This is a genomic window from Thalassovita aquimarina (assembly GCF_018219815.1).
Classification (GTDB): Bacteria; Pseudomonadota; Alphaproteobacteria; order Rhodobacterales; family Rhodobacteraceae; genus Thalassobius; species Thalassobius aquimarinus.
Window position 1 is genome coordinate 22,579 of the sequence record NZ_JADMKU010000017.1, and the last position, 22,082, is coordinate 44,660.

At 63.0% G+C, this 22,082-nt stretch carries 20 protein-coding genes; 7 read left to right on the forward strand and 13 right to left on the reverse strand.

What is annotated here, in order from left to right:
• Positions 1–34 precede the first annotated feature (34 nt).
• Together ruvA and ruvC are read right to left on the reverse strand one after the other, a co-directional pair.
• Positions 35–724, reverse strand: a complete 690-nt coding sequence (gene ruvA, locus IT775_RS16250; RefSeq protein WP_212702277.1) for a Holliday junction branch migration protein RuvA — start codon at positions 722–724, stop codon at positions 35–37.
• A complete protein-coding gene (ruvC, locus tag IT775_RS16255; protein WP_212702278.1) occupies positions 721–1,224 on the reverse strand; it encodes a crossover junction endodeoxyribonuclease RuvC in 504 nt (167 codons plus the stop codon). The genes ruvA and ruvC overlap by 4 nt, the downstream gene beginning before the upstream one ends.
• 317 nt (positions 1,225–1,541) lie before the next feature.
• Between ruvC and IT775_RS16260 the strand changes: the two genes are divergently transcribed.
• Positions 1,542–1,769: a DUF1127 domain-containing protein gene (locus tag IT775_RS16260; RefSeq protein ID WP_212702279.1), complete on the forward strand. Its 228-nt coding sequence runs from the start codon at positions 1,542–1,544 to the stop codon at positions 1,767–1,769.
• A gap of 82 nt (positions 1,770–1,851) precedes the next feature.
• Here the strand turns inward: IT775_RS16260 and IT775_RS16265 are convergent, their stop codons facing one another.
• From IT775_RS16265 to IT775_RS16285, 5 genes are all read right to left on the reverse strand, one after another.
• Positions 1,852–2,196 (reverse strand): hypothetical protein, encoded by a 345-nt coding sequence (locus IT775_RS16265; protein ID WP_212702280.1) that lies wholly within the window; start codon positions 2,194–2,196, stop codon positions 1,852–1,854.
• 113 nt (positions 2,197–2,309) lie between these two features.
• On the reverse strand, positions 2,310–3,176 hold the full coding sequence (locus IT775_RS16270) for a 50S ribosomal protein L11 methyltransferase (protein WP_212702281.1): 867 nt from the start codon (positions 3,174–3,176) through the stop codon (positions 2,310–2,312).
• A gap of 54 nt (positions 3,177–3,230) precedes the next feature.
• A complete protein-coding gene (locus tag IT775_RS16275; protein WP_212702282.1) occupies positions 3,231–4,586 on the reverse strand; it encodes an MATE family efflux transporter in 1,356 nt (451 codons plus the stop codon).
• Between the two features lie 3 nt (positions 4,587–4,589).
• Entirely contained in the window at positions 4,590–5,837 is a 1,248-nt protein-coding gene (locus IT775_RS16280) for an MFS transporter (RefSeq protein WP_212702283.1), read from the reverse strand.
• A 98-nt stretch (positions 5,838–5,935) separates the two neighbouring features.
• Positions 5,936–6,412, reverse strand: coding sequence for a cupin domain-containing protein (locus IT775_RS16285; protein WP_246525658.1), 477 nt, complete (start codon positions 6,410–6,412; stop codon positions 5,936–5,938).
• Positions 6,413–6,692: 280 nt separating this feature from the next.
• Between IT775_RS16285 and IT775_RS16290 the strand changes: the two genes are divergently transcribed.
• Positions 6,693–7,760: a YeeE/YedE family protein gene (locus IT775_RS16290; RefSeq protein WP_212702284.1), complete on the forward strand. Its 1,068-nt coding sequence runs from the start codon at positions 6,693–6,695 to the stop codon at positions 7,758–7,760.
• Positions 7,761–7,774: 14 nt separating this feature from the next.
• Here the strand turns inward: IT775_RS16290 and IT775_RS16295 are convergent, their stop codons facing one another.
• Complete coding sequence (locus IT775_RS16295) at positions 7,775–9,970, reverse strand: primosomal protein N' (protein WP_212702285.1); 2,196 nt, start codon at positions 9,968–9,970, stop codon at positions 7,775–7,777.
• Between the two features lie 83 nt (positions 9,971–10,053).
• Here IT775_RS16295 and fsa point away from each other — a divergent pair, with 83 nt between their 5' ends.
• The 4 genes from fsa (at position 10,054) to IT775_RS16315 (ending at position 13,300) form a co-directional block, all read left to right on the forward strand.
• On the forward strand, positions 10,054–10,707 hold the full coding sequence (gene fsa / locus IT775_RS16300) for a fructose-6-phosphate aldolase (protein ID WP_212702286.1): 654 nt from the start codon (positions 10,054–10,056) through the stop codon (positions 10,705–10,707).
• Between the two features lie 239 nt (positions 10,708–10,946).
• The gene (locus IT775_RS16305; RefSeq protein WP_212702287.1) at positions 10,947–11,654 is read left to right on the forward strand and encodes a DUF484 family protein; all 708 of its coding nucleotides are present in this window, start codon (positions 10,947–10,949) and stop codon (positions 11,652–11,654) included.
• Entirely contained in the window at positions 11,651–12,571 is a 921-nt protein-coding gene (locus IT775_RS16310) for a tyrosine recombinase XerC (protein ID WP_212702288.1), read from the forward strand. The genes IT775_RS16305 and IT775_RS16310 overlap by 4 nt, the downstream gene beginning before the upstream one ends.
• Before the next feature lie 24 nt (positions 12,572–12,595).
• Positions 12,596–13,300, forward strand: coding sequence for a CDP-alcohol phosphatidyltransferase family protein (locus tag IT775_RS16315; RefSeq protein WP_212702289.1), 705 nt, complete (start codon positions 12,596–12,598; stop codon positions 13,298–13,300).
• Between the two features lie 250 nt (positions 13,301–13,550).
• Here the strand turns inward: IT775_RS16315 and IT775_RS16320 are convergent, their stop codons facing one another.
• Both IT775_RS16320 and ileS read right to left on the reverse strand, forming a co-directional pair.
• Complete coding sequence (locus IT775_RS16320) at positions 13,551–14,003, reverse strand: methylated-DNA--[protein]-cysteine S-methyltransferase (protein WP_212702290.1); 453 nt, start codon at positions 14,001–14,003, stop codon at positions 13,551–13,553.
• Between the two features lie 55 nt (positions 14,004–14,058).
• Positions 14,059–17,043, reverse strand: a complete 2,985-nt coding sequence (gene ileS, locus IT775_RS16325; protein WP_212702291.1) for an isoleucine--tRNA ligase — start codon at positions 17,041–17,043, stop codon at positions 14,059–14,061.
• Between the two features lie 255 nt (positions 17,044–17,298).
• On the opposite strand from ileS, the gene IT775_RS16330 reads away from it, so the two are divergent.
• Positions 17,299–17,706 carry a group III truncated hemoglobin gene (locus tag IT775_RS16330; RefSeq protein ID WP_212702292.1) on the forward strand — a complete coding sequence of 136 codons (408 nt, stop codon included), beginning with the start codon at positions 17,299–17,301 and terminating at the stop codon, positions 17,704–17,706.
• 719 nt (positions 17,707–18,425) lie between these two features.
• On the opposite strand, the gene IT775_RS16335 is transcribed toward IT775_RS16330, so the two are convergent.
• The 3 genes from IT775_RS16335 to IT775_RS16345 are packed head-to-tail and all read right to left on the reverse strand — an operon-like array spanning position 18,426 to position 22,070.
• Positions 18,426–20,027, reverse strand: coding sequence for a class I adenylate-forming enzyme family protein (locus tag IT775_RS16335; RefSeq protein WP_212702293.1), 1,602 nt, complete (start codon positions 20,025–20,027; stop codon positions 18,426–18,428).
• Positions 20,028–20,040: 13 nt separating this feature from the next.
• Positions 20,041–21,291, reverse strand: coding sequence for an acyl-CoA dehydrogenase family protein (locus IT775_RS16340; RefSeq protein WP_212702294.1), 1,251 nt, complete (start codon positions 21,289–21,291; stop codon positions 20,041–20,043).
• 29 nt (positions 21,292–21,320) lie between these two features.
• Positions 21,321–22,070: a FadR/GntR family transcriptional regulator gene (locus tag IT775_RS16345; protein WP_212702295.1), complete on the reverse strand. Its 750-nt coding sequence runs from the start codon at positions 22,068–22,070 to the stop codon at positions 21,321–21,323.
• Between the last annotated feature and the right edge of the window lie 12 nt (positions 22,071–22,082).

A 22,082-nucleotide genomic window follows, 5' to 3' on the forward strand; every position in this document is an offset into this window, starting at 1 on the left:
CGCGGCGCTTTCATGCAGGGGGGTCATCATCGCCTTACCCTTTCGGCGCCAGCAGCTTCAAGGCCGCGCGGATCAGCGCCGAGGTCTCGGCCTCGGGCGCGTCCTGTGCCGCCTGCGCCACGGCGCTGGCGGCTTCCGCCGGGGCGTATCCAAGATTGGCGAGCGCAGACAGCGCATCGGATTGCGCGGCGGCGGATGTCCGCACCCGCGGCTTGGGCGCCTTCGCAGGCTTGGCAGCAGGCTCCGCGGCCTCGATCACATCGTCGGGCATCGCGGGCACCTCGCCCATCGCTTCCGGCAGGCTGCCAGCCATCGCCATCACGCCCGGCGCCTTGTCCTTCAGTTCGATCACCACCCGTTGCGCGGTTTTCGGACCGACCCCCTTGGCCGCCTTGATCGCCGCGATGTCGCCAAGCGCGATCGCCCGGCTGACCCCGTCGGCGCCAAGCGCGCCAAGGATCGCCAGCGACGCCTTGGCGCCGATGCCCTGAACGCCCATCAGCAGACGATGCCATTCCTTTTCCACCAGCGTCGGGAACCCGAACAGCTGCATCAGGTCCTCGCGCACCAGCAGGTCGGTATAAAGCGCCACCGCCTCGCCCGGCCCGGGCAAGGTGGCAAGCGTGCGGTCTGAACAATAGACGATGTAGCCGACCCCGCGCACATCGATCAGCACGTGATCTTCGCCGCGATAATCGATCCGCCCCGAAACCTTGCCGATCATGCGCGAACCCCTTTTTCCTTCAGCAACGCGCCGGGCGCGCGGATGTAATGCGCGTGGCAGATCGCGATCGCCAATGCATCGGCGGCATCCGGTCCGGCGATCTGAACGCCGGGGAGCTGCATCTTAACCATGTGATCAACCTGCTGCTTGGCCGCGTGGCCGACGCCGACCACGGTCTTCTTGACCTTGTTGGGGGCATATTCGCCAACCGCAAGCCCCGCCTGCGCGGGCACTAGCAGGGCGATCCCGCGCGCCTGGCCCAGTTTCAGCGTCCCCACCGCATCCTTGTTGACGAAAGTCTGCTCCACCGCCGCCGTGTCCGGCGCGTACTGTCCGACCACATCGGTCAGCTGCCGATGCAGCGACAGCAACCGCACCGCAAGATCGGTGCCCTCGGAATGACAAACGCCGTTCGCCACATGTGTGATTCGGCTGCCTTCAGCCTCGATCACGCCCCATCCGAGATTGCGCAAGCCGGGATCGATCCCCAAAACCCGCATCTCTGCCCCCTGCTCTGTTGTTTTTTGTTGGATTAGCACGAAACGAGAACAAACACCAAGAGTAAACGGTGCGAACGAAAATTAGGCAAACCGGCCACATGCGGTAACATCCGGTCCGTTTTTGGTGCAAAATCATCTGAAAACGATGTCTCCGGCCCCGGCTATCGCCCAATTTTTAAAGGCCGAAAGCCGCAAAAGCCCGCCATGCAAAAACCGCATACATACTATGCAGTTTTGGGTTATTGTGCACTCAAAACCGGCACTCTATCTGCCCCCTCAGGTGAACGCACCAACCTTTCAACCCTGAGGATCCTGATATGGCTGTCTATGACAACAACACCCAGTATCAGGCTGGCGTTATTGCCAGCCTTATTTCACGCAGCGCCCTTGTCGTCGCGAACACTTTCCTGTCGCTGCGCGATGCGATCGTGAACTGGAACACCACCCGCGTGACGCGCAACGAACTGTCGCGTCTGTCTGCCCGCGAACTGGAAGACATCGGCCTGTGCCGCGCCGATATCGCAAAGGTCGCGCGCATGCGCTGATCTGCGGATCATTCCCGAAAAGAAACGGTCGCACCCGTCAGGGCGCGGCCGTTTTCGTTTGAAGAAAGACTTTGGGAAACCGTCATTTCAGGTAGGGGCGCAGCTGGACCGCCAGCAATTGCGAAACCGGCTCGGGCGCCATCAAAACGGCCCCGGCCTGTTCCACCATCCCGCCCTTCTGCAGGTTTTCGACACGATCAAGGTAGATGCCAAATCCAAGATGCGCCATCAGCAGCGCCTTGAAACCCATAAATCCCAGAGCAAGCAACATGATGCCGCGGACCGGAAATCTGCGCCGCATCCGCCGCGGCTTGGTGACGATCAATCCATCCCGGCCCACGACGGTGACATAACCGCGCCGCAGACGGGTGCGCTTGCGGTCGATCCGGCGCAGCCGCTCGTCAAACTCATGAAACGCATCGGCCATCACAGCCTCCACTGGTTGAGCCCCCACTCAACACGGTAAAGAAGCTACTTCCGAATTGTGGCAAAAAAGGGGCAGTTGCCTCAAATTGGGCTAAATTTGCCCCTTAAATTCCCTTATTTTACGAGTGTCAGCGTCGTCCATTCACCAATCTCTTCCCGATGGACAAGATTGATGCCGGATCGTGCATAAACCGCGATCACCTCGTCGGCCTGTTCGTTCAGAATCCCTGACAGAATCGCGTATCCGCCATCCTGCAGATTCGATGCCATGTCAGGCGCCAGGTCGATCAGAGGCCCCTTCAGGATGTTGGCAAAGACCAGGTCGAACGGCGCGGCGGCCTGCAGTTCGGGATTGTCGAAACCGGCCGCGACGACGCATTTGACCCGGCCCTCCAAACCATTCACCGCGACGTTGGCCTCGGCCACCTCGACCGCGACCGGGTCGATATCACTGGCCAGCACGGGGTTGGGCCAGATCCGCGCCGCGCCCATCGCCAGAACCGCGGTACCACAGCCGATATCGGCCACGTTGCGCCCGGTGAACCCGCCGTTGTCCAGCCGGTCCAGTGCCCGCAGGCAGCCCTGCGTGGTGCCGTGATGGCCGGTGCCGAAGGCCATCGCGGCCTCGATCAGCAGCGGCTCGACGCCCTCGGGCACCTTGTCGGCGTCATGGCTGCCATAGACGAAGAACCGGCCGGCCTCGACCGGGGCCAGTTCGCGTTTGACCTTGGCGACCCAATCGGTTTCGGGCAGTTCGGAAATCACGAAGGGTTTGGCGCCGAACGCCGCGGCCAGAACCGCCAGCCCGGCCTCGTCGGGCGCTTCAACGAAATAGCCGCCCACTTCCCAAAGACCGGAATCGTCCTCGATCTCGAACACGCCGACGCCGGTCGGTTCCGGGATCAGCCGCTCCATCGCCTCGCCCAGCTTCTCGGCGGGATCTTTTCCGGGCAGTGTGGTCAGGGCGGTAAAGGTGGGCATGGCGGTTCTCCGGTGTCTATCTGGCTCAGCGCCTAAGCGCGCAATCGGTCCGGGTCAAGCCTTAGCGCGCGTCCGCGCTTCGATCCCGCGCCCGGCCCGGACATAGCGCCAGCCGACCACCGCCGCCCCGATCCCGACCATCGTATTGGCGGCGGCCTGCGCCATGACAACGCCGCCCGCGCCCCAGATCGCCCCCATGCTGAAGGCCAGCGGCAGCATCAGGATACCGTCCCGGAGCCAGTTGCTGATCGTTGCCCATAGCGGCCGGCCCAGGTTGTTGAACGCCGCGTTCGACACGAACAGCGCCCCGGTAAACACGAAGGACCCGGCGGCATAATAGGCGAACATCTTCACGATATGGGTGCCTTCGGGGCTGAGCCCGAAGGCGGCGGCGATCAGATCGGCGAAGACGGCCATCAGCGCCCAGGTGATCCCGGTATAGATGGCGCAGAACTTCAGCGCATCGGCATAGGCGCCCGCCACCCGGTCACGCAACCCGGCCCCGGCGTTCTGGCCGATGATGCCGCCGATCGCCCCGGACAGGGCGTAGATGCCGCCAAAGCCCAGGATGGTCAGCCGCGACACCACGCCGAAACCCGCCACCGCGCTGTCGCCATGTTCGGCAATCGCCCGGATCAACACCCAGTTACCGAACGGCGTCGAGAGCTGGGTCGCCACCGCCGGCAGCGCGATTGCCAGATAGGGTTTGAGGAAGGCCACCATGTCCCATTGGGCCGGCTTGGCCATCATCCGGTGCGTGACGCCCAGCCAGTAGAGCCCGACCACCGTCATCATCAGCCGCGAAATCACGATCACAATCGCCGCGCCTTCGACGCCAAGCCCCAGGACGACAATGAGCAGCGGATCAAGAACCACGGCCACCGCACCGCCGATCACCGTCACCAGCATCGAGCGCCAGGCATCGCCCACCGCGCGCAGGATCGATGATGCGCACATCCCCATCACGATCAGCGGCAGCGAGGGCAACGAGATGGCAAGAAAGTGGACCGCGACTTCGAGCGTCTCCCCCTCGGCCCCGGTCCACATCAGGATGTCGCGGCGGAAGGCAAAAATCAGCAGCGCCAGCAGCGACTGGATGCCGGTGGAATAGATCAGCACGACAGACGCAATCCGCCGCGCCCGGTTGCCCTTGCCCATGCCCAGCGACCGGCTGACCAGCGCCACCCCGGCGATCATCATTCCGATCGCCACCGAAACGGCGAAGAACTGGATCGTGGCGGCGAAACCAATGGCCGAAATCAGCACCTCGTCGCGCAGCTGGCTGACCCAGAACAGCGCCAGGAAATCGACCAGGAACATGAAACTCAGCCCCAGGGCGCCGGTCATCGTCATCACGACGACATGGCGCATTGTGGACCCGGTGGTGAATTTCGCTTTGGGGACGGCCATGGGTTACTCCGCCGGGGCCGGCAGGAACCGCGAAAACACGGTTTCATTGCCGGGTTCGGGATGGCGCGGGATCAGCAGCGCCAGGCAAAGCGACGTCGCCGCCATCCCGGCCGCCAGGAAGAACACCGCGCCGGGCGACACCAGCCACAGGTAGCCCAGCAGCGCCGGCAGGAACACGGCGGCGATATGATTGATGGTGAAGGCCACGGCGGCGGTGGGCGCGATATCGCCGGGATCGGCGATCTTCTGGAAATAGGTCTTCAGCGCCAGGGCCAGCGCAAAGAACATGTGATCGATGACATAAAGCACCGAGGCCAGCAAAACGCCCCAGCCGAACCAGTAGATGCCGCCATAGGCCAGGAACACGCTCACCAGCCCGACATATTCGAAGATCAGCGCCCGGCGTTCGCCGAACCGCGCCACGATCTTGCCGAAGACCGGCGCCAGCCCCATGTTCAGCACCAGGTTGATCAGGTAGAGCCCGGTCACTTCGTGCACGTCGAAACCGAAGCGTTCGACCATCATGAAGCCGGCGAAGACGGTGAAGATCTGCCGCCGCGCCCCGGCCATGAACTGCAACGCGTAATACAGCCAGTAACGGCGGCGCAGCACGAATTTCTTCACCTGCGGATTGGGCGCCTCGAACTGCGGATAGGCCAGCAGGCAGAACACCGCCACCACCGCGGTGAACCCGCCCGCCAGAAGGTAGACGATGTTGTAGGTCAGCCCCAGCGTTTCCCAGCTCAGCACGATCAACACGTAGGCCACGAGCGTCGCCGCCGACCCGGTGGCCAGCAACCAGCCCAGCATCTGCGGCGCGCGCTCCTTGGGCAGCCATTGCAATTGCAGCGACTGGTTGACCGTCTCGTAGTAGTGAAAGCCGATGGAACTGAGCATGGTGATGGTCAGGATGCCGCCCAGCGACGGGAACCATGCGGTCATCGCGGTGGCCACGCCAAGCAGGATCAGCGACACGATGCCCAGCACCTGTTCGCGGATCACCATGATCAGGGCGATCACACCGATCGCCAGGAACCCGGGGATTTCGCGCACCGTATGCAGCCAGCCGATGTCGGAACCGTTAAAATTCGCCACCTCGATGACGAAGTTGTTCAGCAGCGCCGACCAAGTGAAAAACGCCACCGGCATCGCCATTGCCATCACGAAAAGAAGGCTGATCGGACGGCGCCAGAACGGAAGGTCACGCGCTTGCGCCAGAGGGATCGGGGTCGGGGTCGGAAACAGGCTCATGGCGATTCTATACGCCCACGCCCCGACCTTGGCGAGACGGAAAGCACCGCCGCTCTGTGCAGCAGCGCTCAGGGCGCCCTGCGTCAGGGCGCTGACGATCAGGACGCCGAGAAGCGGTATTCCACCTCGCCGAAGCGGTCGCGCGGGAAACCATAGAGGAATTGCAGCCCCTCTTCGCCGGCGCAAACGCCATGCTCCACATCCCCGGGAATGAAAAGCGCAATGCCCGGCGCGATCCGGTGCGCCACGCCGTCGATGGTCACCACACCTGTCCCGGTCAGGCCGAAATAGAACTCGGCGGGGGCATGGCGATGCGGCAGCAAAGTGCCCCCGGCATCGAATTCGGCCAGGCCCAGCACGAATTGGCTGGTCGGGGTGCGGTCGGCGCAGAACAGCGTCCGCCACCGCACCGTCCCGAAAGCCGGATCAGTGCCGCCTTCCAGCATCTGGCTGGCCGCGTCGACCAGAACCGGGCTGCCTGCCAGCATCATCGCCATCGCCGCGATGGTTTGCGCCTGATCCGCGGCGCTCCCGATCAGCTTTTCAAACCCGTGCTGAACATCGTGTTGCTCCATGCCGCTCCTCCTCTTTCGGCGTGAATGCCTGCACGCTCGGCCATGTTAGGGGATTCGGTCTATTTTATGGGCGACCTGGCCGGTCGGTTTCAGGCCGCTTGAATGCGACATCGACAGGTCGCATGCGGCGATTTCCGGGAAAGTTCAGCGCCCTTTTGGCGCGTTTCCATATCGCAACCGGCCTTATTCCCCGCGCTATCCGGACAGACCTGATCTGAATCAATGAAATTTGAATATATCTATGGCAGGGACACCCGGAAGACAGACAAGGAGCCGCGCCATGGATTTGCTGAGCATCGTCGAACGGATCGGGGAATCCCCCACCGCCGCCCTTCTGGGGCTGATTACCGGCGTGGTTTTCGGGATCGCGGCGCAACGGTCGCGCTTCTGCCTGCGCGCCGCCACGGTGGAATTCGCCCGTGGCCACATGAATGACAGGGTCGCGGTCTGGCTGCTGACCTTTTCAACCGCGGTGGTCTGGGTGCAGGGGGCGCAGCTTCTAGGGCTGATGCGATCCGAGGACGCGCGCATCATGGCCGTGCCCGGCAGCTGGTCCGGCGCGATCATCGGCGGGCTCCTGTTCGGCATCGGCATGGTCCTGGCCAAGGGCTGTTCGGGCCGGTTGCTGGTGCTGGCGGCGACGGGGAACCTGCGCTCGGTCGTGTCGGGGCTGATCTTCGCGGTGGTCGCGCAGATGAGCCTGCACGGCATCCTTGCCGGGTGGCGCGACAAACTGGCGGCGATGTGGATCACCGAAGGCGGCCGCAATATGGACCTGCTGGCGTTTTTCCACCTGCCCGACTGGGCGGGCCTGGCCTTCGGCATCGCCACCGCCGCGCTGGCGCTGGAACTGTCGCGTCGCAACAAGATCGGCTTTTCCCGGCTCGTCTTCGCCTCCGGCGTCGGTTTTTCGGTTGCCCTGGGCTGGGTGCTGACCTTCGGGTTGAGCCAAGTCGCATTCGAGCCGGTACAGATCGTGAGCGCCACCTTCACCGGCCCGTCGGCCAATACGCTAATGTTCTTCCTCGAACGCAACCCGATCCTGGAATTCGACGTGGGCCTTGTGCCGGGCGTGTTCCTGGGGTCGTTCCTGGCCTCGTCGCTGGCGGGTGAATTCAAGTTCCAGGGTTTCGAGGGATCCTCGCCCATGCGCCGGGCAATGATCGGTGCAGCGCTGATGGGGTTCGGCGGCATGCTGGCCGGTGGCTGTGCCATCGGCAACGGGGTCACCGGGGGATCGATCTTTGCCGGCACCGCATGGTGTGCGCTGTTCTTCATGTGGGTGGGCGCGATGGCCACCGATATCGTGATCGACCAGCCGGCGCTGCGGCGGGTGGCCGCGCGTTGATCGCGGCCCTGCGGTCAGAGGAAACTTTGCGGATCGATATCGACGCTCAGGCGGGTCTGATTTGACAGCTTGAACTGCGCGATCCATTCGGCCAGCGCCGCCTGCAGCGGCGCGCCCTTGTCGGCCTTGACCAGCAGCCGCACCCGGTGCCGCCCCCGAATGCGCGCGATGGGCGCTGGGGCGGGACCGAAGACCTGCGCCCCGATCTGCCGCAGCGGCGCGCTTCGCCGGGCCATTTCCGTCCCCAGATCGAAGACTTCCTGAACGTCCGGCGAACTCAGGATGATGCCGGCCATGCGACCGAAGGGCGGCACCCCGGCCTGTCGGCGCTCTTCCGCCTCGGCCCGCCAGAAACCTTCTTCGTCGCCGGCCAGGATGGCGCGGATCACCGGATGTTCGGGCTGGTAGGACTGCAACAGCGCCAATCCCTTTCGCTCCGACCGTCCGGCCCGTCCCGCCACCTGCCGCATCAACTGGAACGTGCGCTCGGCGGCGCGCAGGTCCGACCCCTGCAGCCCCAGGTCGGCATCGATCACCCCCACCAGCGTCAGCAGCGGGAAATTGTGCCCCTTGGCCACCAGCTGGGTGCCGATGATGATATCGGCGCCGCCCTCGGCGATCTCGGCGATCTGTGCCTTCAGCGCCCGCGCCGATCCGAACATGTCGGAACTGAGCGTCACCACCCGCGCGTCCGGGAACAGATTCACCGCTTCCTCGGTCAGCCGCTCAACCCCCGGCCCCACCGGGGCCAGACGGCCTTCGGCTTCGCAATTGGGACAGACCTCGGGCATCGGTTTGCTTTCGCCGCATTGGTGGCAGACAAGACGCTTGAGGAAACGGTGTTCCACCATCCGCGCGTCGCACTGATCGCAGGCGATCTGATGCCCGCAGGCCCGGCAGATCGTGACCGGCGCATAGCCGCGCCGGTTGATGAACAACAGCGCCTGTTCGCCCTTTTCGATCCGCTCATTCACCGCCCTTTGCAGCGCGCCGGATATCCAGCGATCCGAGGGCAGCTTTTCACCGCGCATGTCGATCGCCTTCATGTCCGGCATGACCGACGCGCCGTAACGGCTGGTCAGGGTCAGCTTGTCGTACTTGCCGGCTTCGGCATTGGTCCAGCTTTCCAAGGATGGCGTGGCCGAGGCCAGAACCACCCGCGCACCGCAGATGCTGGCGCGCAACACGGCCATGTCGCGGGCGTTGTACAAAGCCCCGTCTTCCTGCTTGTAGGAGGTGTCGTGTTCCTCGTCGACGATGATCAGGCCAAGGTTTTGGAACGGAAGGAACAGGGCCGAGCGCGCGCCGATCACCATCTGCGCGCCCCCTTGCCCGACCATTTTCCAGATCCGTCGCCGTTCGGTCATGGTGACGCCGGAATGCCATTCGGCGGGTTTGGCGCCGAACCGCGCCTCCACCCGTGTCAGGAATTCCGCGGTCAGCGCGATTTCCGGCAGCAGAACCAAAGCCTGCCGCCCCTGCCGCAGGCATTCGGCCACCGCTTCAAGGTAGACCTCCGTTTTACCCGACCCGGTAACGCCGCGCAGGAGCGTTGTGCCGTAAACGCCGCTTTGCACCGCCGCGCGCAACGATGCGGCCGCCTCAGCCTGATCCTCGGCCAAATCCTTGCCGCCATGATCTGGGTCCAGTGTTGGGAAAGGCAGATCGCGCGGCCGGTCTTCCTCCAGCACCGCGCCCTGTTTCACCAATCCCTTGACCACGCCGGTCGACACGCCCCCCATTTCGGCCAGTTCCTTCAGCGTGAAGGCCAGCCCGCCGTATTCGCGCAGCACCTCCAGCACCCGCGTGCGGGCATCGGTCATCCGGTCGGGTTCACGGTCGCCCAAGCGGTAGATCTTCTGCATCGAGGGCGGATCGGACAGCCCCGGCGCCCGCGTCGCCAGCCGCAGCATCGCCGGGCGCGGCGTCAGCGTGTAATCGCCCGCGCGCGTCAGAAAGGCGCGCATTTCCTCGCGCATCGGGGCCACGTCCAGCACCCGGATCACCGACCGGATTTTCGCGCGGTCATAATCGCCCTTGCCCCGGCCCCAGACCACGCCCAGCACCTTGCGCGGCCCCAAGGGCACCTCGACGAAGGCCCCACGCCAGCAGCCGCCTTCGGGCGCCTTGTAATCCAGCACCCGGTCCAGCGGCTGCGTCGTCAGCACGCCGACAAGATCACCTTCGTCAAAGAAATCTGGCTCGGTCACGGGGCGCCTTTTTTGGGTTTCGGGTTCATCCACTATGGGGTAAAGCCAAGCCGAGCAAAGTCCAACCCATTCGAGGCCCCGACATGAAATTCTTCGTTGATACCGCCGAATTCGACGCCATCGCCGAACTGCACGAACTGGGCATGGTCGATGGTGTGACCACCAACCCGTCGCTGATCAAGAAAGCCGGCCGCGACATCCTAGAAGTGACCAAGCAGATCTGCGATCTGGTTGACGGCCCGGTATCGGCAGAAGTCACCGCGACCGACGCCGACACGATGATCACCGAGGGCCGCAAGCTGGCCGAGATCGCCGAAAACATCGCCATCAAGGTGCCGCTGACCTGGGACGGGCTGAAAGCCTGCAAGGTGCTGAGCGGCGAAGGCAACATGGTCAACGTCACCCTGTGCTTCAGCGCCAACCAGGCGCTGCTGGCCGCCAAGGCGGGCGCGACCTTCATCAGCCCCTTCATCGGCCGGATGGACGATATCGGGCTCGACGGTTTGGAACTGATCGAGGACATCCGCACCGTTTACGACAATTACGGGTTCGAGACCGAAATCCTCGCCGCGTCGATCCGTTCGGTCAACCACGTTCTGGATTGCGCCCGCATCGGCGCCGACGTGATGACCGCGCCGCCGGCAGTGATCAAATCGCTGGTCAATCACCCGCTGACCGACAAGGGCTTGGCCACCTTCCTGGCCGATATCGAAGCCGCGAAGATCAAGATCCTGTAACCGGCCCCACCCCGGACAGGCGAAAGGCGTGCCCCTTGGCGCGCCTTTTTTCGTTTCGGCAGGTATCCACAGGAACCGGAAACCGCAAACCGATGGAGACCTGACAGGATTCGAATTTATCCACTGACGGCCCACCCCCAGCCGCGTCTCCGGCAGATTAGTGCCCAGTGCCGCCGGAAAAACTTGAAGCAATCGCGGGAACCTTCTGCTAATATTCCCGAAAAAAGAATGACGGTTTCATGAGCAGCACACCCAAGATCGACGACGCCCTGCGCGAAAAAATCATCGCGCAGCCCGACGTAATCCTTGACGATCAAGACCTTATGCAGGCGCTGATCGCCGCCAACGAACGCGCGATGGGCGGCAACATCGTCGACCTGCGCGGCATCGCGATGGAACGGCTGGAATCCCGCTTCGACAGGCTGGAAGACACCCATCGAAGCGTCATCGCCGCCGCTTACGAAAACCTTGCCGGCACCAACCAGGTGCATCGCGCCATCCTGCGGATGCTCGACCCGATGGAATTCGAGGTCTTCCTGCGCGATCTGGGCGGACCGGTCGCCGACATCCTGCGGGTCGACTGCATGAAGCTGGTTCTGGAATCGGTGCAGAACGACGACGAACCGGCGGTGCAGCGGCTGGGCGACGTGCTGTCGGTGGCCGAACCCGGTTTCATCGCCCACTACCTTACCCAGGGCCGCAACATCCCGCTGCGCCAAGTCACCCTGCGCCAGATGCACGAAGGCGCGCCCGAAGTTTACGGCGACAAGGCCGGCTGGATCCGGTCCGAAGCCTGCCTGAAGCTCGATTTCGGCACCGGCCGCCTGCCGGGCATGCTTGTGATGGGATCCGAGGATCCGCATCAGTTTTCCCCGCAACAGGGCACCGATCTTCTGGGTTTCTTCGCCGGCGTGTTCGAACGTTCGATGCGCCGCTGGCTGTCATGACCCTGATCTCTCCGGCCGCACGCGATGCCCTGCAGACCTGGCTGGAGAGGCAAAAGGCGTTGAAGGACGCCTCGGATCACACCATTGCCGCCTATTCCCGCGACGTCACCGATTTCCTCGCCTTCATCACCGAACACAAGGGGCAGGCGCAAGGGCTGGCTGCCCTGTCGCAAATCACCGTGTCGGACATGCGTGCCTGGATGGCCTTTACCCGTGGCCGGGGCGTGGGATCGCGGTCGCTGGCGCGCAAGCTGTCGGCGGTGAAAAGCTTTTACCGCTGGCTGGCCGAACGCGAAGGGTTCGAGCCGACCACCGTATTGTCCGCCCGCACCCCAAAATTCTCCGCCAAGCTGCCGCGCCCCCTGGCCGAGGGTGACGCCAGGGACATGATTGGCGCGATCGAAATGCAGGCGGATCAGGATTGGATCGGCGCCCGCGACGTTGCGGTGGTGACCCTGCTTTACGGCTGCGGCTTGCGGATTTCCGAAGCACTTGGACTCACGGGCCGCGATTTCCCGCTGGCCGAAACCCTGCGGATTCTCGGCAAGGGCAAAAAGGAACGGCTGGTGCCGGTGCTGCCCGCGGCGCAGGCCGCGGTTGCCCGCTATGTCCGACTGTGCCCGTTCCCCAGCGAACCCGACAAGCCGCTGTTTCGCGGCGTCCGGGGCGGCGCGCTCAATCCGCGCGCGATCCAGAAGGTGATGGAACAGGCGCGGATGCAGCTGGGCCTGCCCGCCAGCGCCACGCCGCACGCGATGCGCCACAGCTTCGCCACCCACCTTCTGAACGCCGGCGGCGATCTCAGGGCGATACAGGAATTGCTGGGCCATGCCTCGCTATCGACCACGCAGGCCTATACCGCGGTGGACTTGAATCGGATCTTGCAGGTATACGATAAGACCCATCCGAAGGCTTGATAAGCCGCGCAGCAGGTGCCCCAAATGATTATCAGAAACGAATTTAAGGCTTTGTCGGTCCACCTTCTGACCGCAACCGGGGCGGTGTTCGCGATGCTTTCGATGCTCGCTGCGGTCGATGGAAAGTGGAGCCTAATGTTCCTGTGGCTGGTGGTGGCCTTCGCCGTGGACGGGATCGACGGGCCGCTGGCGCGGCGCTACCACGTCAAACATTACGCCGCGCAATTCGACGGCGTGTTGCTGGATCTGATCATCGATTACCTGACATATGTCTTCATCCCGGCCTTCGCGCTGTTCAAGTCCGATCTGCTGCCGGGCTGGACCGGCTGGTTCGCGATCATCATCATCACCTTCGCCAGCGCGATGTATTTCGCGGACACGCGGATGAAGACCAAGGACAATTCCTTCGCCGGCTTTCCCGGCTGCTGGAACATGCTGGTGATCGTGCTGTTCGCGGTGACGCCGAATTTCTGGGTCATCCTTGCCCTGGTCACCGTGTTGGCAGTGGCCATGTTCATGCCGCTGAAATTCATCCACCCGGTGCGCACCGAACGGTGGCGCAACCTGTCGCTGCCGATGGCGCTGGCCTGGACCTTCTTTGCCGGCTGGGCGGCTTGGGTCGATTTCCATCCCGACAGCTGGGCCCATTGGGGGCTGGTGGTAACCTCGGTCTACCTGCTTCTGGTCGGGATCGTGCAACAGATCGTGCCGGAACGGCCTTCAACCTGAGTTTTCCACATAATGTTGGAATCAGACAAGAATTCGCGGCATTTCCGTGGATAACTTCCCGATATGGACTCCTTGGGTCAACAAGTCGTTCCCCGGAAAACACTGGCGGCACCGGAGAACAGGTTCGGCGCCCTTTCTGACAGACCCCGAAAGTTACCCCCAAAAGATTGAAATGCATCAATTGGTATGGGTTTCCTGTGGATAACGGATCCGGAAAAGGCCGTTTTGTGCAAGCCAGGCTTAACCCGGCTCAGATCAGCAGCCCCGCCGCCCCTTCATGCTTCAACAGCCAGATCTTGGTTTCCACCCCGCCGCGGCCGGAAAACCCGCCCAGACCGCCACTGCCAAGCACCCGGTGACACGGGATCAGGATCGGGATGGGATTGCCGCCACAACCCTGCCCCACCGCCTGGGCCGGCACGCCCAGTTCCCGCGCCAGGTCGCCGTAGGTTCTTGTTTGTCCGAAAGGAATCGCGGAAATGGCCGCGCATACCCGCTCTTGGAACTCCGATCCCAGCACCCGCAGCGGCAGGTCGAATTCGGTCCGGTCACCGTCGAAATATTCCGCCAGTTGACGCGCCACATCGTCCAGAAGCGGTGAATGATCCGCATACGCCCCGCCCCACTCCGCGCGGGTGATCGCGCCGTCGTTTTCGGTCAGGGTGACGGCGCCGGTTGGGGTGTCAACAGTCAGTCGCAACATTCTGTCGCTCCTAAGAAAAACGGCCCTGAACCGGGTTCAGGGCCATCTCTCACGTTCAGCTCAGCGCCTCGTCGCACCGTTTACAGGTGCCGGGATGGCTGTGGGTTCCCACATCGGGCAGGATTTTCCAGCAGCGCTGACACTTTTCGCCTTCGGCTTTTTCGAACACCACGCCGACGCCCTCGATCTCCGGCAGGCGGAACGCCTCGGCCGGCAGCGGATCGCCGGTCAGCAGGATATCGGAGGTGATGCAGATATCGTCGAAGCTCACCGATTTCAGCGCCGCCAGCATGTCGGCATCGCGGACATGTACAACCGGCGCCGCTTCCAGCGAGGCACCAATCACCTTGTCGGTGCGCTGCACCTCCAACGCGGCGGTGACCACGCGGCGGGCCTGACGCACCCGCGCCCATTTCGCCGCCAGCGGTTCATTGAGCCAATCGGCAGGCGTTTCCGGGATGTCGACCAGATGGACCGAACTGTCATCGCCCGGGAACCGTTCCAGCCACACCTCTTCCATGGTGAAGACCAGGATCGGTGCCAGCCAGGTGGTCAGCCGGTGGAACAGGATATCCAGAACGGTCCGCGCGGCACGGCGGCGGGCGGTGTCGCCGTCGCAATACAGCGCGTCCTTGCGGATGTCGAAGTAGAACGCCGACAGGTCCACCGTGGCGAAATTGAACACGGCCGAGAACACGCCCTGGAAATCGAACGACTGGTAGCCCGAACGGACCTTGTGATCCAGCTCCGCCAAGCGGTGCAGCACCCATTGTTCCAGTTCCGGCATGTCGGCGGGATCGACGCGGTCGGCCTCGGTAAACCCGCTCAGCGATCCCAGCATGAAGCGCAGCGTGTTGCGCAGCCGGCGATAGCTGTCGGCGACCCCTTTCAGGATCTCCGGCCCGATCCGCTGGTCGGCGGTGTAATCGGTCTGCGCCACCCAAAGCCGCAGGATGTCGGCGCCGTATTGCTGCACCACTTTTTCCGGCACGATCGTGTTGCCGAGAGATTTGGACATCTTGTTGCCCTTCTCGTCCAGCGTGAAGCCGTGGGTCACCACGTTGCGATAGGGCGCACGCCCCATCGTGCCGCAAGCCTGCAGCAGCGATGAATGGAACCAGCCGCGGTGCTGGTCGGTGCCTTCCATGTAAACGTCGGCGATCCCGTCTTCGGTCCCGTCCTCGCGGTCGCGCAGCACGAAGGCATGGGTCGACCCGCTGTCGAACCACACGTCCAGAACGTCGAACACCTGATCCCAGTCCTCGGCGTTGTAATCGTTGCCGAGGAACCGTTCCTTGGCGCCCTCTTCGTACCAGCAATCCGCGCCCTCGGCTTCGAACGCATCAAAGATGCGCTTGTTCACCGCCTCGTCGCGCAGCAGGAAATCGGGATCGGTAGGCAGCGCCCCCTTCTTGGTGAAGCAGGTCAGCGGCACGCCCCAGGCGCGCTGACGGCTCAGCACCCAGTCGGGGCGGCTTTCGATCATCGAATACAGCCGGTTGCGCCCGGTCTGCGGCGTCCATTTCACCAGCTGGTCGATGGAATTCAGTGCCCGTTCGCGGATCGTCCTGCCATAGGCGTCCTGCCCGTCGCCGACTTCCTTGTCGACGGCGGCGAACCATTGCGGCGTGTTGCGGAAGATCACCGGCGCCTTGGAGCGCCACGAGTGCGGGTAGGAGTGGGTGATCCGGCCACGCGCGATGATGCCGCCAACCTCGACCAGCTTGTCGATCACGGCGGCGTTGGCCTTGTCTTCCTTGCCCTTGTGGTTGAACACCTTGAGCCCGGCAAAGAACGGCACATGCGGCAAGAATTCGCTTTCCTCGCCGACGTTGTGGGTCATCCGGTCGATCCAGTTGCGCTTGACGAAACATTCATAGTCGTCGGCGCCGTGGCTCGGCGCGGTGTGCACGAAACCGGTGCCGGCATCGTCGGTGACGTGATCGCCGTCGATCATCGGCACGTCGTAATCCCAGAATCCGTCGGCGCCGTCGATCCCCGCGAAGGGATGGGCACAGACAACGCCTTCAAATTCAGCCGGGTCCACGCTACGGACACGAGTGAATTCCGTGACGCGCGACTTGGTCAGCGCATCTTCAGCCAGCGTATCCGCGAAGAGGTAAAGATCACCCTGCTTGGTCCAGCTTTCTTCCTGCGTCGCGTCTACTCGATAGAGCCCGTAAGCGATCTTGGGGTTATAGGCGACGGCCTTGTTCGACGGGATCGTCCAGGGAGTCGTGGTCCAAATTACGACTTTCGCACCTGCCAGAGGACCAGTGTTTGCCGATTTCCCCGCCGCTGATTCACCGACCACATCAGCGGACCAATCGCCAACAATCGCTTCCCCGGCCTTGACGATTCCGAACGGCACCCAGATCGTGTGCGACTTGTGATCGTGATACTCGATCTCGGCCTCGGCCAGCGCGGTCTTTTCCACCGGCGACCACATCACGGGCTTCGACCCCTGATAGAGCGTGCCGTTCATCAGGAATTTCATGAACTCGTCGGAAATCACCGCCTCGGCATGGTAATCCATCGTCAAGTAGGGATCGGCCCAGTTGCCGGTGATGCCCAGCCGCTTGAATTCCTCGCGCTGGATATCGACCCATTCATCGGCAAAGGCGCGGCATTCGCGGCGGAAATCCACCACGTTCACCTCGTCCTTGTTCTTGCCCTTGGCGCGGTACTGTTCCTCGATCTTCCATTCGATCGGCAGCCCGTGACAATCCCAGCCCGGCACGTAACGCGCGTCAAAGCCCATCATCTGGTGGCTGCGCACGATCATGTCCTTGATCGTCTTGTTCAGCGCGTGACCGATATGCAAGTGGCCGTTGGCGTAGGGCGGGCCGTCATGCAGGGTGAAGGGCTGGCGCGAACCGTCCTTGGCCTTGTCGCGCAGGCAGTCGTAAACGCCGATCTCGTTCCACCGGGCCAGCCAGCCGGGTTCGCGCTTGGGCAGGCCCGCGCGCATCGGGAAATCCGTCTGCGGCAGGTTCAGGGTATCTTTGTAGTCAGCGGTTTGCGGGGTATCGGCGCACATTTCGGGCGTCCTTCAGAAAATATTCGTCTGTCTGGGTTCAGGGCGGCGCGGGTTCCCATACGCCTTGTCCCGGCGGCTCGTCTCAAATCAGAGCGCCGGGCTTGTAATTCGAATAATGATGGCCATGCGATGCCTCATGCCCCGCGTTATAGGCCCGCGCGCGGGCAGCGTCCAGTGGCGGAAGCGCGGCGCTTTGGCCCTTTCGCCCAACTGCCGCGATGCGGTAGGTTCGGCACAAATTCCGGAGAGTCGACGATGACCGCCCTTCCCCCGCGTTTCGACGTGACCCGCGATGAGATCGAGCGGGTCGTGAAAAGCTTTTACGAACTGGTGCGCCAGCATCCCGGCCTCGGGCCGGTCTTCGCAGCGCATGTGACCGACTGGCCCGCGCACGAGCGGAAGATCGTCGCCTTCTGGGCCAATTCGATCCTGCACGAACGCGGCTATGACGGCAATCCGGTGCAGGTGCACCGCGACGCCGGCAATGTCCGCCCCGGCATGTTCGATCCCTGGCTGGCACTGTTCGACCTGACCCTGCGCGAGGAACTGCGCCCCGAGCAGGCCGAAGCCTGGTCGGCGCTGGCCCACAAGATAGGCCGCAGCCTGCGCGCGGCCGTGGTAGAGAAAATACAAGGTCCCGGCGGCGTGCCGATCCTGCGCTGACGATAACCGAACCCCGCCGCATTTTCCGGATTTGGCGCCCGGTCTTTCACAGCAATGCCGGCGTAAAACCTGAGCCATCCCCCGGGAATCGGACAATGACGCGAGCGACGAGTTGCTGTCTGCCGATCTTCGGCGAAAAGGGGATCACAGATGCCGAACGGCAAACGGCATTCGCCCCGGACCAAAGGCAAAGCGGCATCCTAAGCTTCCCATTGCAGCAGCAACGCTCTGCAGCAGAAGCTGGATAGGCCAGTTTCTCTCTCGGAAAGCCGGTTTTGACGGATTGGGTGCAGGTGAAATGGCGGAGAATAAGTCCTTAGTATATTTGACACAAGGCATTAAAATTATTAATATTTTTTCAAGCAACCGCAGAAAATACCACATTTAATACCACAGCATGACAGACAGCCGACATTAACCATACATTGGCCCTGCAAAGCTCATATTTGCGTTTAGGCAACCCAAACCGGACATCCAGCAGAAGGCTGGGCGTCTAGGTCATACATGGATTTCAGGCAGGAAGCAGCAGTTTTCTGCGAGCGCCAATGCTTTGTAATGGAGGGCGGGAAGGAGAGTTTCGCTGCGGATCGCTCGAACGTCCGTTACGCGGACAAACCCTTCATTCGGCACGTATGTTTAAAAAGCCACTTTCCGGATTCGCATCAGATTTACACTTTTCCTTCGCGAACCGGTTTAAATCGGCTGATCACCGTCTGCGTTCAGGTGAAGCCAAGCGCTTCCCTAATCTGACGCTTCATGATCTTGCCGTTCGCGTTCCGCGGCAGCGGCGTTTCCTGCAATGAGAAGCTTTCAGGACATTTGTAATCCGCGAGATTTCCAGCGCAATGCTGGCGCAGCCTGTCTTCATCGATTCCGTCCTCCGCAATGGACAGAACCGCGTGGACCCGTTCGCCAAGGATCGGGCAAGGCTTGGCGACCACTGCAGCTTCGAACACGCCGGGATAGGCGGTGAGCACGCTTTCGACCTCGGACGAAAACACCTTGTGCCCGCCCCGGTTGACCAGGTCCTTCTTACGGTCGTGAACATAGACGAAGCCGTCTTCGTCGACCGATCCGACATCTCCGGATTTCCAGAACCCGGCCACGAATTCGTGTTCCGTGGCTTCGGGATTGTTCCAGTATCCCGGCACGGTCATCGCGCCCCTGATCCACAATTCCCCGGAGGTGCCCGCCGGCACTTCCCGTCCGGTTTCATCCATCACGCAGATTTCGGCGCCCGGCACCGGCAGTCCGACCGACAGCCGCCGCCGCGCGGTTTCCGCGACGGGCATCGCCGTTGCCGGCGAGGTCAGTTCGGTTGCGCCATAGACGTTCATCAGGCCAAGCCCAGGCAAAGCGTCCGCCATGCGTTCGATCGTGGCCGCGGGCATCGGCGCGCCGCCATAGCCGCCGATGCGCCAGGCCGCTAGGTCGTAATCCGACAGCGTCGCCCGGTGCAGGCACAGGTTATACATCGCCGGTACCATCACGCTGAAGGTCATGGCTTCACGCGCGGCGGTTTCTAGGAAGGGCTGGACCGAGAATTCCCGCATCACGACGAGCGTCCCGGCCGCGCGCACGACCGTGTGGATGCCCGCGACCAGCCCGGTGACGTGGTTCATCGGCACAACCATGATGCTGCAATCGTCCGGCCCGAGATCCATCATGGTGACGAAGTTCGTCGCCGAATGAACGATCCCGAGCCCGGTCAGGATCGCCCCCTTCGGCACGCCGGTCGTGCCAGAGGTATAGAGGATCGAAGCGGCGTCTTCCTCGCCGGTTTCGGCTGTCCGGGTCAGGGGAGGGGCGGCAAAAAGCGCCTCATACTCCTCGAATCCCGGGGCGCCACCGACCGAGATCCGGACCGCGAGCCCGGGCGCATCGCCAGCATCGGGGATGAGCGAAGTGAATTCCTCCTCCGTGACCACCGCCTTGGCCCCCGAATTGACCAGCGCGTGCCGGATACCGGGCCGCTGGTCGCGGACGCTGAGAGGCACGGTTACTGCGCCAACCTGCGCCGCGGCATAGACAAGCACCACGAAAGGAATGCCGTTGCCAAGCAGCAGTGCGATGCGGTCGCCCTGTCCTAGGCCGCGCGCGGCAAGGCTGGACGCAACGCGCGCAACCTCGTCGGACAGCGCACGGTAGCTCAACCGCCGGCCCGCGCAGACAAGCGCGGTGCGATCGGGGTGATGGGCAACCGCTTCGGAAAGCATGGCGAACACGTTCGCCGGACGCTCGGGATAGCAATCGACGACCCGGTTGCCGAAATGGCGTTCACGGCGCAGCGGGGCGCTCCAACTATAATTAGTCACGGTCATTCCGGCATGCTCCTCAATGCGGCCGAACGTAGTGTTGCAGGTTGCGGCCGCGCGCCTCGCGGGCCTTTTTCAATTCGTCCCGGGCGACGACCATCATGTGGACCTCGTCCGGCCCGTCGATGAAACGCAGCGCCCGGCCCCATGTCCACAGATAGCTGAGCGGCGTGTCCGGCGTGATACCCGCCGCGCCGAACACCTGCATGGCGCGGTCGAGAACGGTGGTCTGCAACCGTGCCGCCACCACCTTGATCGCCGACACGTCGACGCGGGCGGCGCGGGCGCCTTCGTTGTCCATCCGCCACGCGGCGCGTAGCATCAGCAGTCGCGCCTGGTCGATTTCGAAGCGGGATTGCGCGATCCAGTCCTGGATATTGGCGCGGTCGGCCAGGGGGCGGCCGAAGGTCTGCCGTTCGAGAGCCCGGTCGCACATCATCTCGAGCGCCAGTTCGCATTGGCCGATCGTGCGCATGCAGTGATGAATCCGCCCCGGTCCAAGCCGCGCCTGCGCAAGCATGAACCCGTCGCCTTCGTTGCTGAGGATGTTTTCGACCGGTACGCGGACGTTTCGATAGACCACTTCGCAATGCCCTTCATGGGCATGGTGATGCATGATCGGCACGTCGCGGACCACCTCGACGCCGGGCGTATCCATCGGCACAAGGATGAAGCTGTGCTTGCTGTGACGGTCCGCGTCGGGACTGCCATCCGAAACGCCGAACACGATGGCGAGTTGCGCGTTCGGGTGCTTGGCGCCGGTCGAGAACCACTTGCGCCCGTTGATCACGTAATGATCTCCGTCCCGCTTGATGGTTGTGGAAAGGTTCGTGAGGTCTGAGGACGACACATCGGGTTCGGTCAGCCCTACGATCGAGCGGATTTCCCCCATCATCAGGGGTTCGAGCCAGCGCTTCTTCTGTTCCGGCGTGCCGAATTTCTTGAGGATTTCCATGTTGCCCGTATCCGGGGCGGAACAGTTGAAAACTTCCGAACTCCAGTAAACGCGGCCCATGATTTCCGCCAGCGGCGCGTATTCCAAGTTGCTCAGCCGGGTGCCGGGTTCATCTTCTTCCAGATCGGGCAGGAACAGGTTCCACAGCCCCGCCTCGAACGCCTTGGCCTTCAGTTTGTTCAGAAGATCCAGAGGATATTCGCCGCGCGCCACGGTTTCGTGGAATTCCTGGTTCGCGGGCAATACGTGCTGTGCCATGAAGGTTTCGAGCCGTTCCATCATATCGCGGGTGTTGGCGCTGTAGTCGAAATCCATCTGTTCTGTCTCCTTCGGAAGTTCGGGCATCACCCTTTGGGCTTTGCGAAATGTGCGGCTATGGGTTTGTCCAACGGCAGTCCGGCAAGAACGAAACCGCGGCGGAAGTCCTCGATATGCTTGTGCATCCAGTCGCGCGCGGTGGGGGCATCGCCGTCGCGGATCGCGTCAATGATCCGCTGATGCGCGACGAGCTGCCGCCCGGTCGCTTGCGGCAGCCGGTCGACGAGCCGCTCCATCCCGGCATAGAGAAGATGGCCGATCGGTTCGCGGCACATCTGCAAAACGCGGTTCTGGCTCGCCGCCGCGACGAGAGAATGGAACTCGGTATCCAGACGAACGGTGTCGCGGCCGCTTCCGGTGGCGGCTTCAAGCGCGCGCTGGACCTTTTCGAGAGCTGCGATATCCGCCTTCCTGGCATGCAAGGCGGCCTGTTCGGCGGCGAGGGGTTCGGTGGCGATGGCCACGCTCCACAACTCCTCGAAGCTTACTTCCAGCATCCGCAGGGCCCGGCTCTGCCGGGAGGCAAGTTCGTTCATGCGGGGCAGGCAGACCTCGAGTTTGCGGGGCGACACGCGCTGCACGAAGCCGTCGCTTTCAAGCCGCCGGATCCCTTCGCGCACTGTCGAGCGGTTCACGCTGAACATCGTCGCCATTTCCTGTTCCGACGGCAACCTGTCACCGGGTTTCAAGCCACCAGCAAGGATCTGCGCCTCGATTTCCGAGGATACCTGTTCATACGCGTGTTTGACACGCAGGGTCTTGGGTTCGAGCGCCATGAGTTTTCGTTT

Bases quoted from the DNA above. Each gene is read 5' to 3' on its own strand.
- ruvA (WP_212702277.1), bottom strand. From the start codon at position 724: ATGATCGGCAAGGTTTCGGGGCGGATCGATTATCGCGGCGAAGATCAC.
- ruvC (WP_212702278.1), bottom strand. From the start codon at position 1,224: ATGCGGGTTTTGGGGATCGATCCCGGCTTGCGCAATCTCGGATGGGGC.
- IT775_RS16260 (WP_212702279.1), top strand. From the start codon at position 1,542: ATGGCTGTCTATGACAACAACACCCAGTATCAGGCTGGCGTTATTGCC.
- IT775_RS16265 (WP_212702280.1), bottom strand. From the start codon at position 2,196: ATGGCCGATGCGTTTCATGAGTTTGACGAGCGGCTGCGCCGGATCGAC.
- IT775_RS16270 (WP_212702281.1), bottom strand. From the start codon at position 3,176: ATGCCCACCTTTACCGCCCTGACCACACTGCCCGGAAAAGATCCCGCC.
- IT775_RS16275 (WP_212702282.1), bottom strand. From the start codon at position 4,586: ATGGCCGTCCCCAAAGCGAAATTCACCACCGGGTCCACAATGCGCCAT.
- IT775_RS16280 (WP_212702283.1), bottom strand. From the start codon at position 5,837: ATGAGCCTGTTTCCGACCCCGACCCCGATCCCTCTGGCGCAAGCGCGT.
- IT775_RS16285 (WP_246525658.1), bottom strand. From the start codon at position 6,412: ATGGAGCAACACGATGTTCAGCACGGGTTTGAAAAGCTGATCGGGAGC.
- IT775_RS16290 (WP_212702284.1), top strand. From the start codon at position 6,693: ATGGATTTGCTGAGCATCGTCGAACGGATCGGGGAATCCCCCACCGCC.
- fsa (WP_212702286.1), top strand. From the start codon at position 10,054: ATGAAATTCTTCGTTGATACCGCCGAATTCGACGCCATCGCCGAACTG.
- IT775_RS16305 (WP_212702287.1), top strand. From the start codon at position 10,947: ATGAGCAGCACACCCAAGATCGACGACGCCCTGCGCGAAAAAATCATC.
- IT775_RS16310 (WP_212702288.1), top strand. From the start codon at position 11,651: ATGACCCTGATCTCTCCGGCCGCACGCGATGCCCTGCAGACCTGGCTG.
- IT775_RS16315 (WP_212702289.1), top strand. From the start codon at position 12,596: ATGATTATCAGAAACGAATTTAAGGCTTTGTCGGTCCACCTTCTGACC.
- IT775_RS16320 (WP_212702290.1), bottom strand. From the start codon at position 14,003: ATGTTGCGACTGACTGTTGACACCCCAACCGGCGCCGTCACCCTGACC.
- ileS (WP_212702291.1), bottom strand. From the start codon at position 17,043: ATGTGCGCCGATACCCCGCAAACCGCTGACTACAAAGATACCCTGAAC.
- IT775_RS16330 (WP_212702292.1), top strand. From the start codon at position 17,299: ATGACCGCCCTTCCCCCGCGTTTCGACGTGACCCGCGATGAGATCGAG.
- IT775_RS16335 (WP_212702293.1), bottom strand. From the start codon at position 20,027: ATGACCGTGACTAATTATAGTTGGAGCGCCCCGCTGCGCCGTGAACGC.
- IT775_RS16340 (WP_212702294.1), bottom strand. From the start codon at position 21,291: ATGGATTTCGACTACAGCGCCAACACCCGCGATATGATGGAACGGCTC.
- IT775_RS16345 (WP_212702295.1), bottom strand. From the start codon at position 22,070: ATGGCGCTCGAACCCAAGACCCTGCGTGTCAAACACGCGTATGAACAG.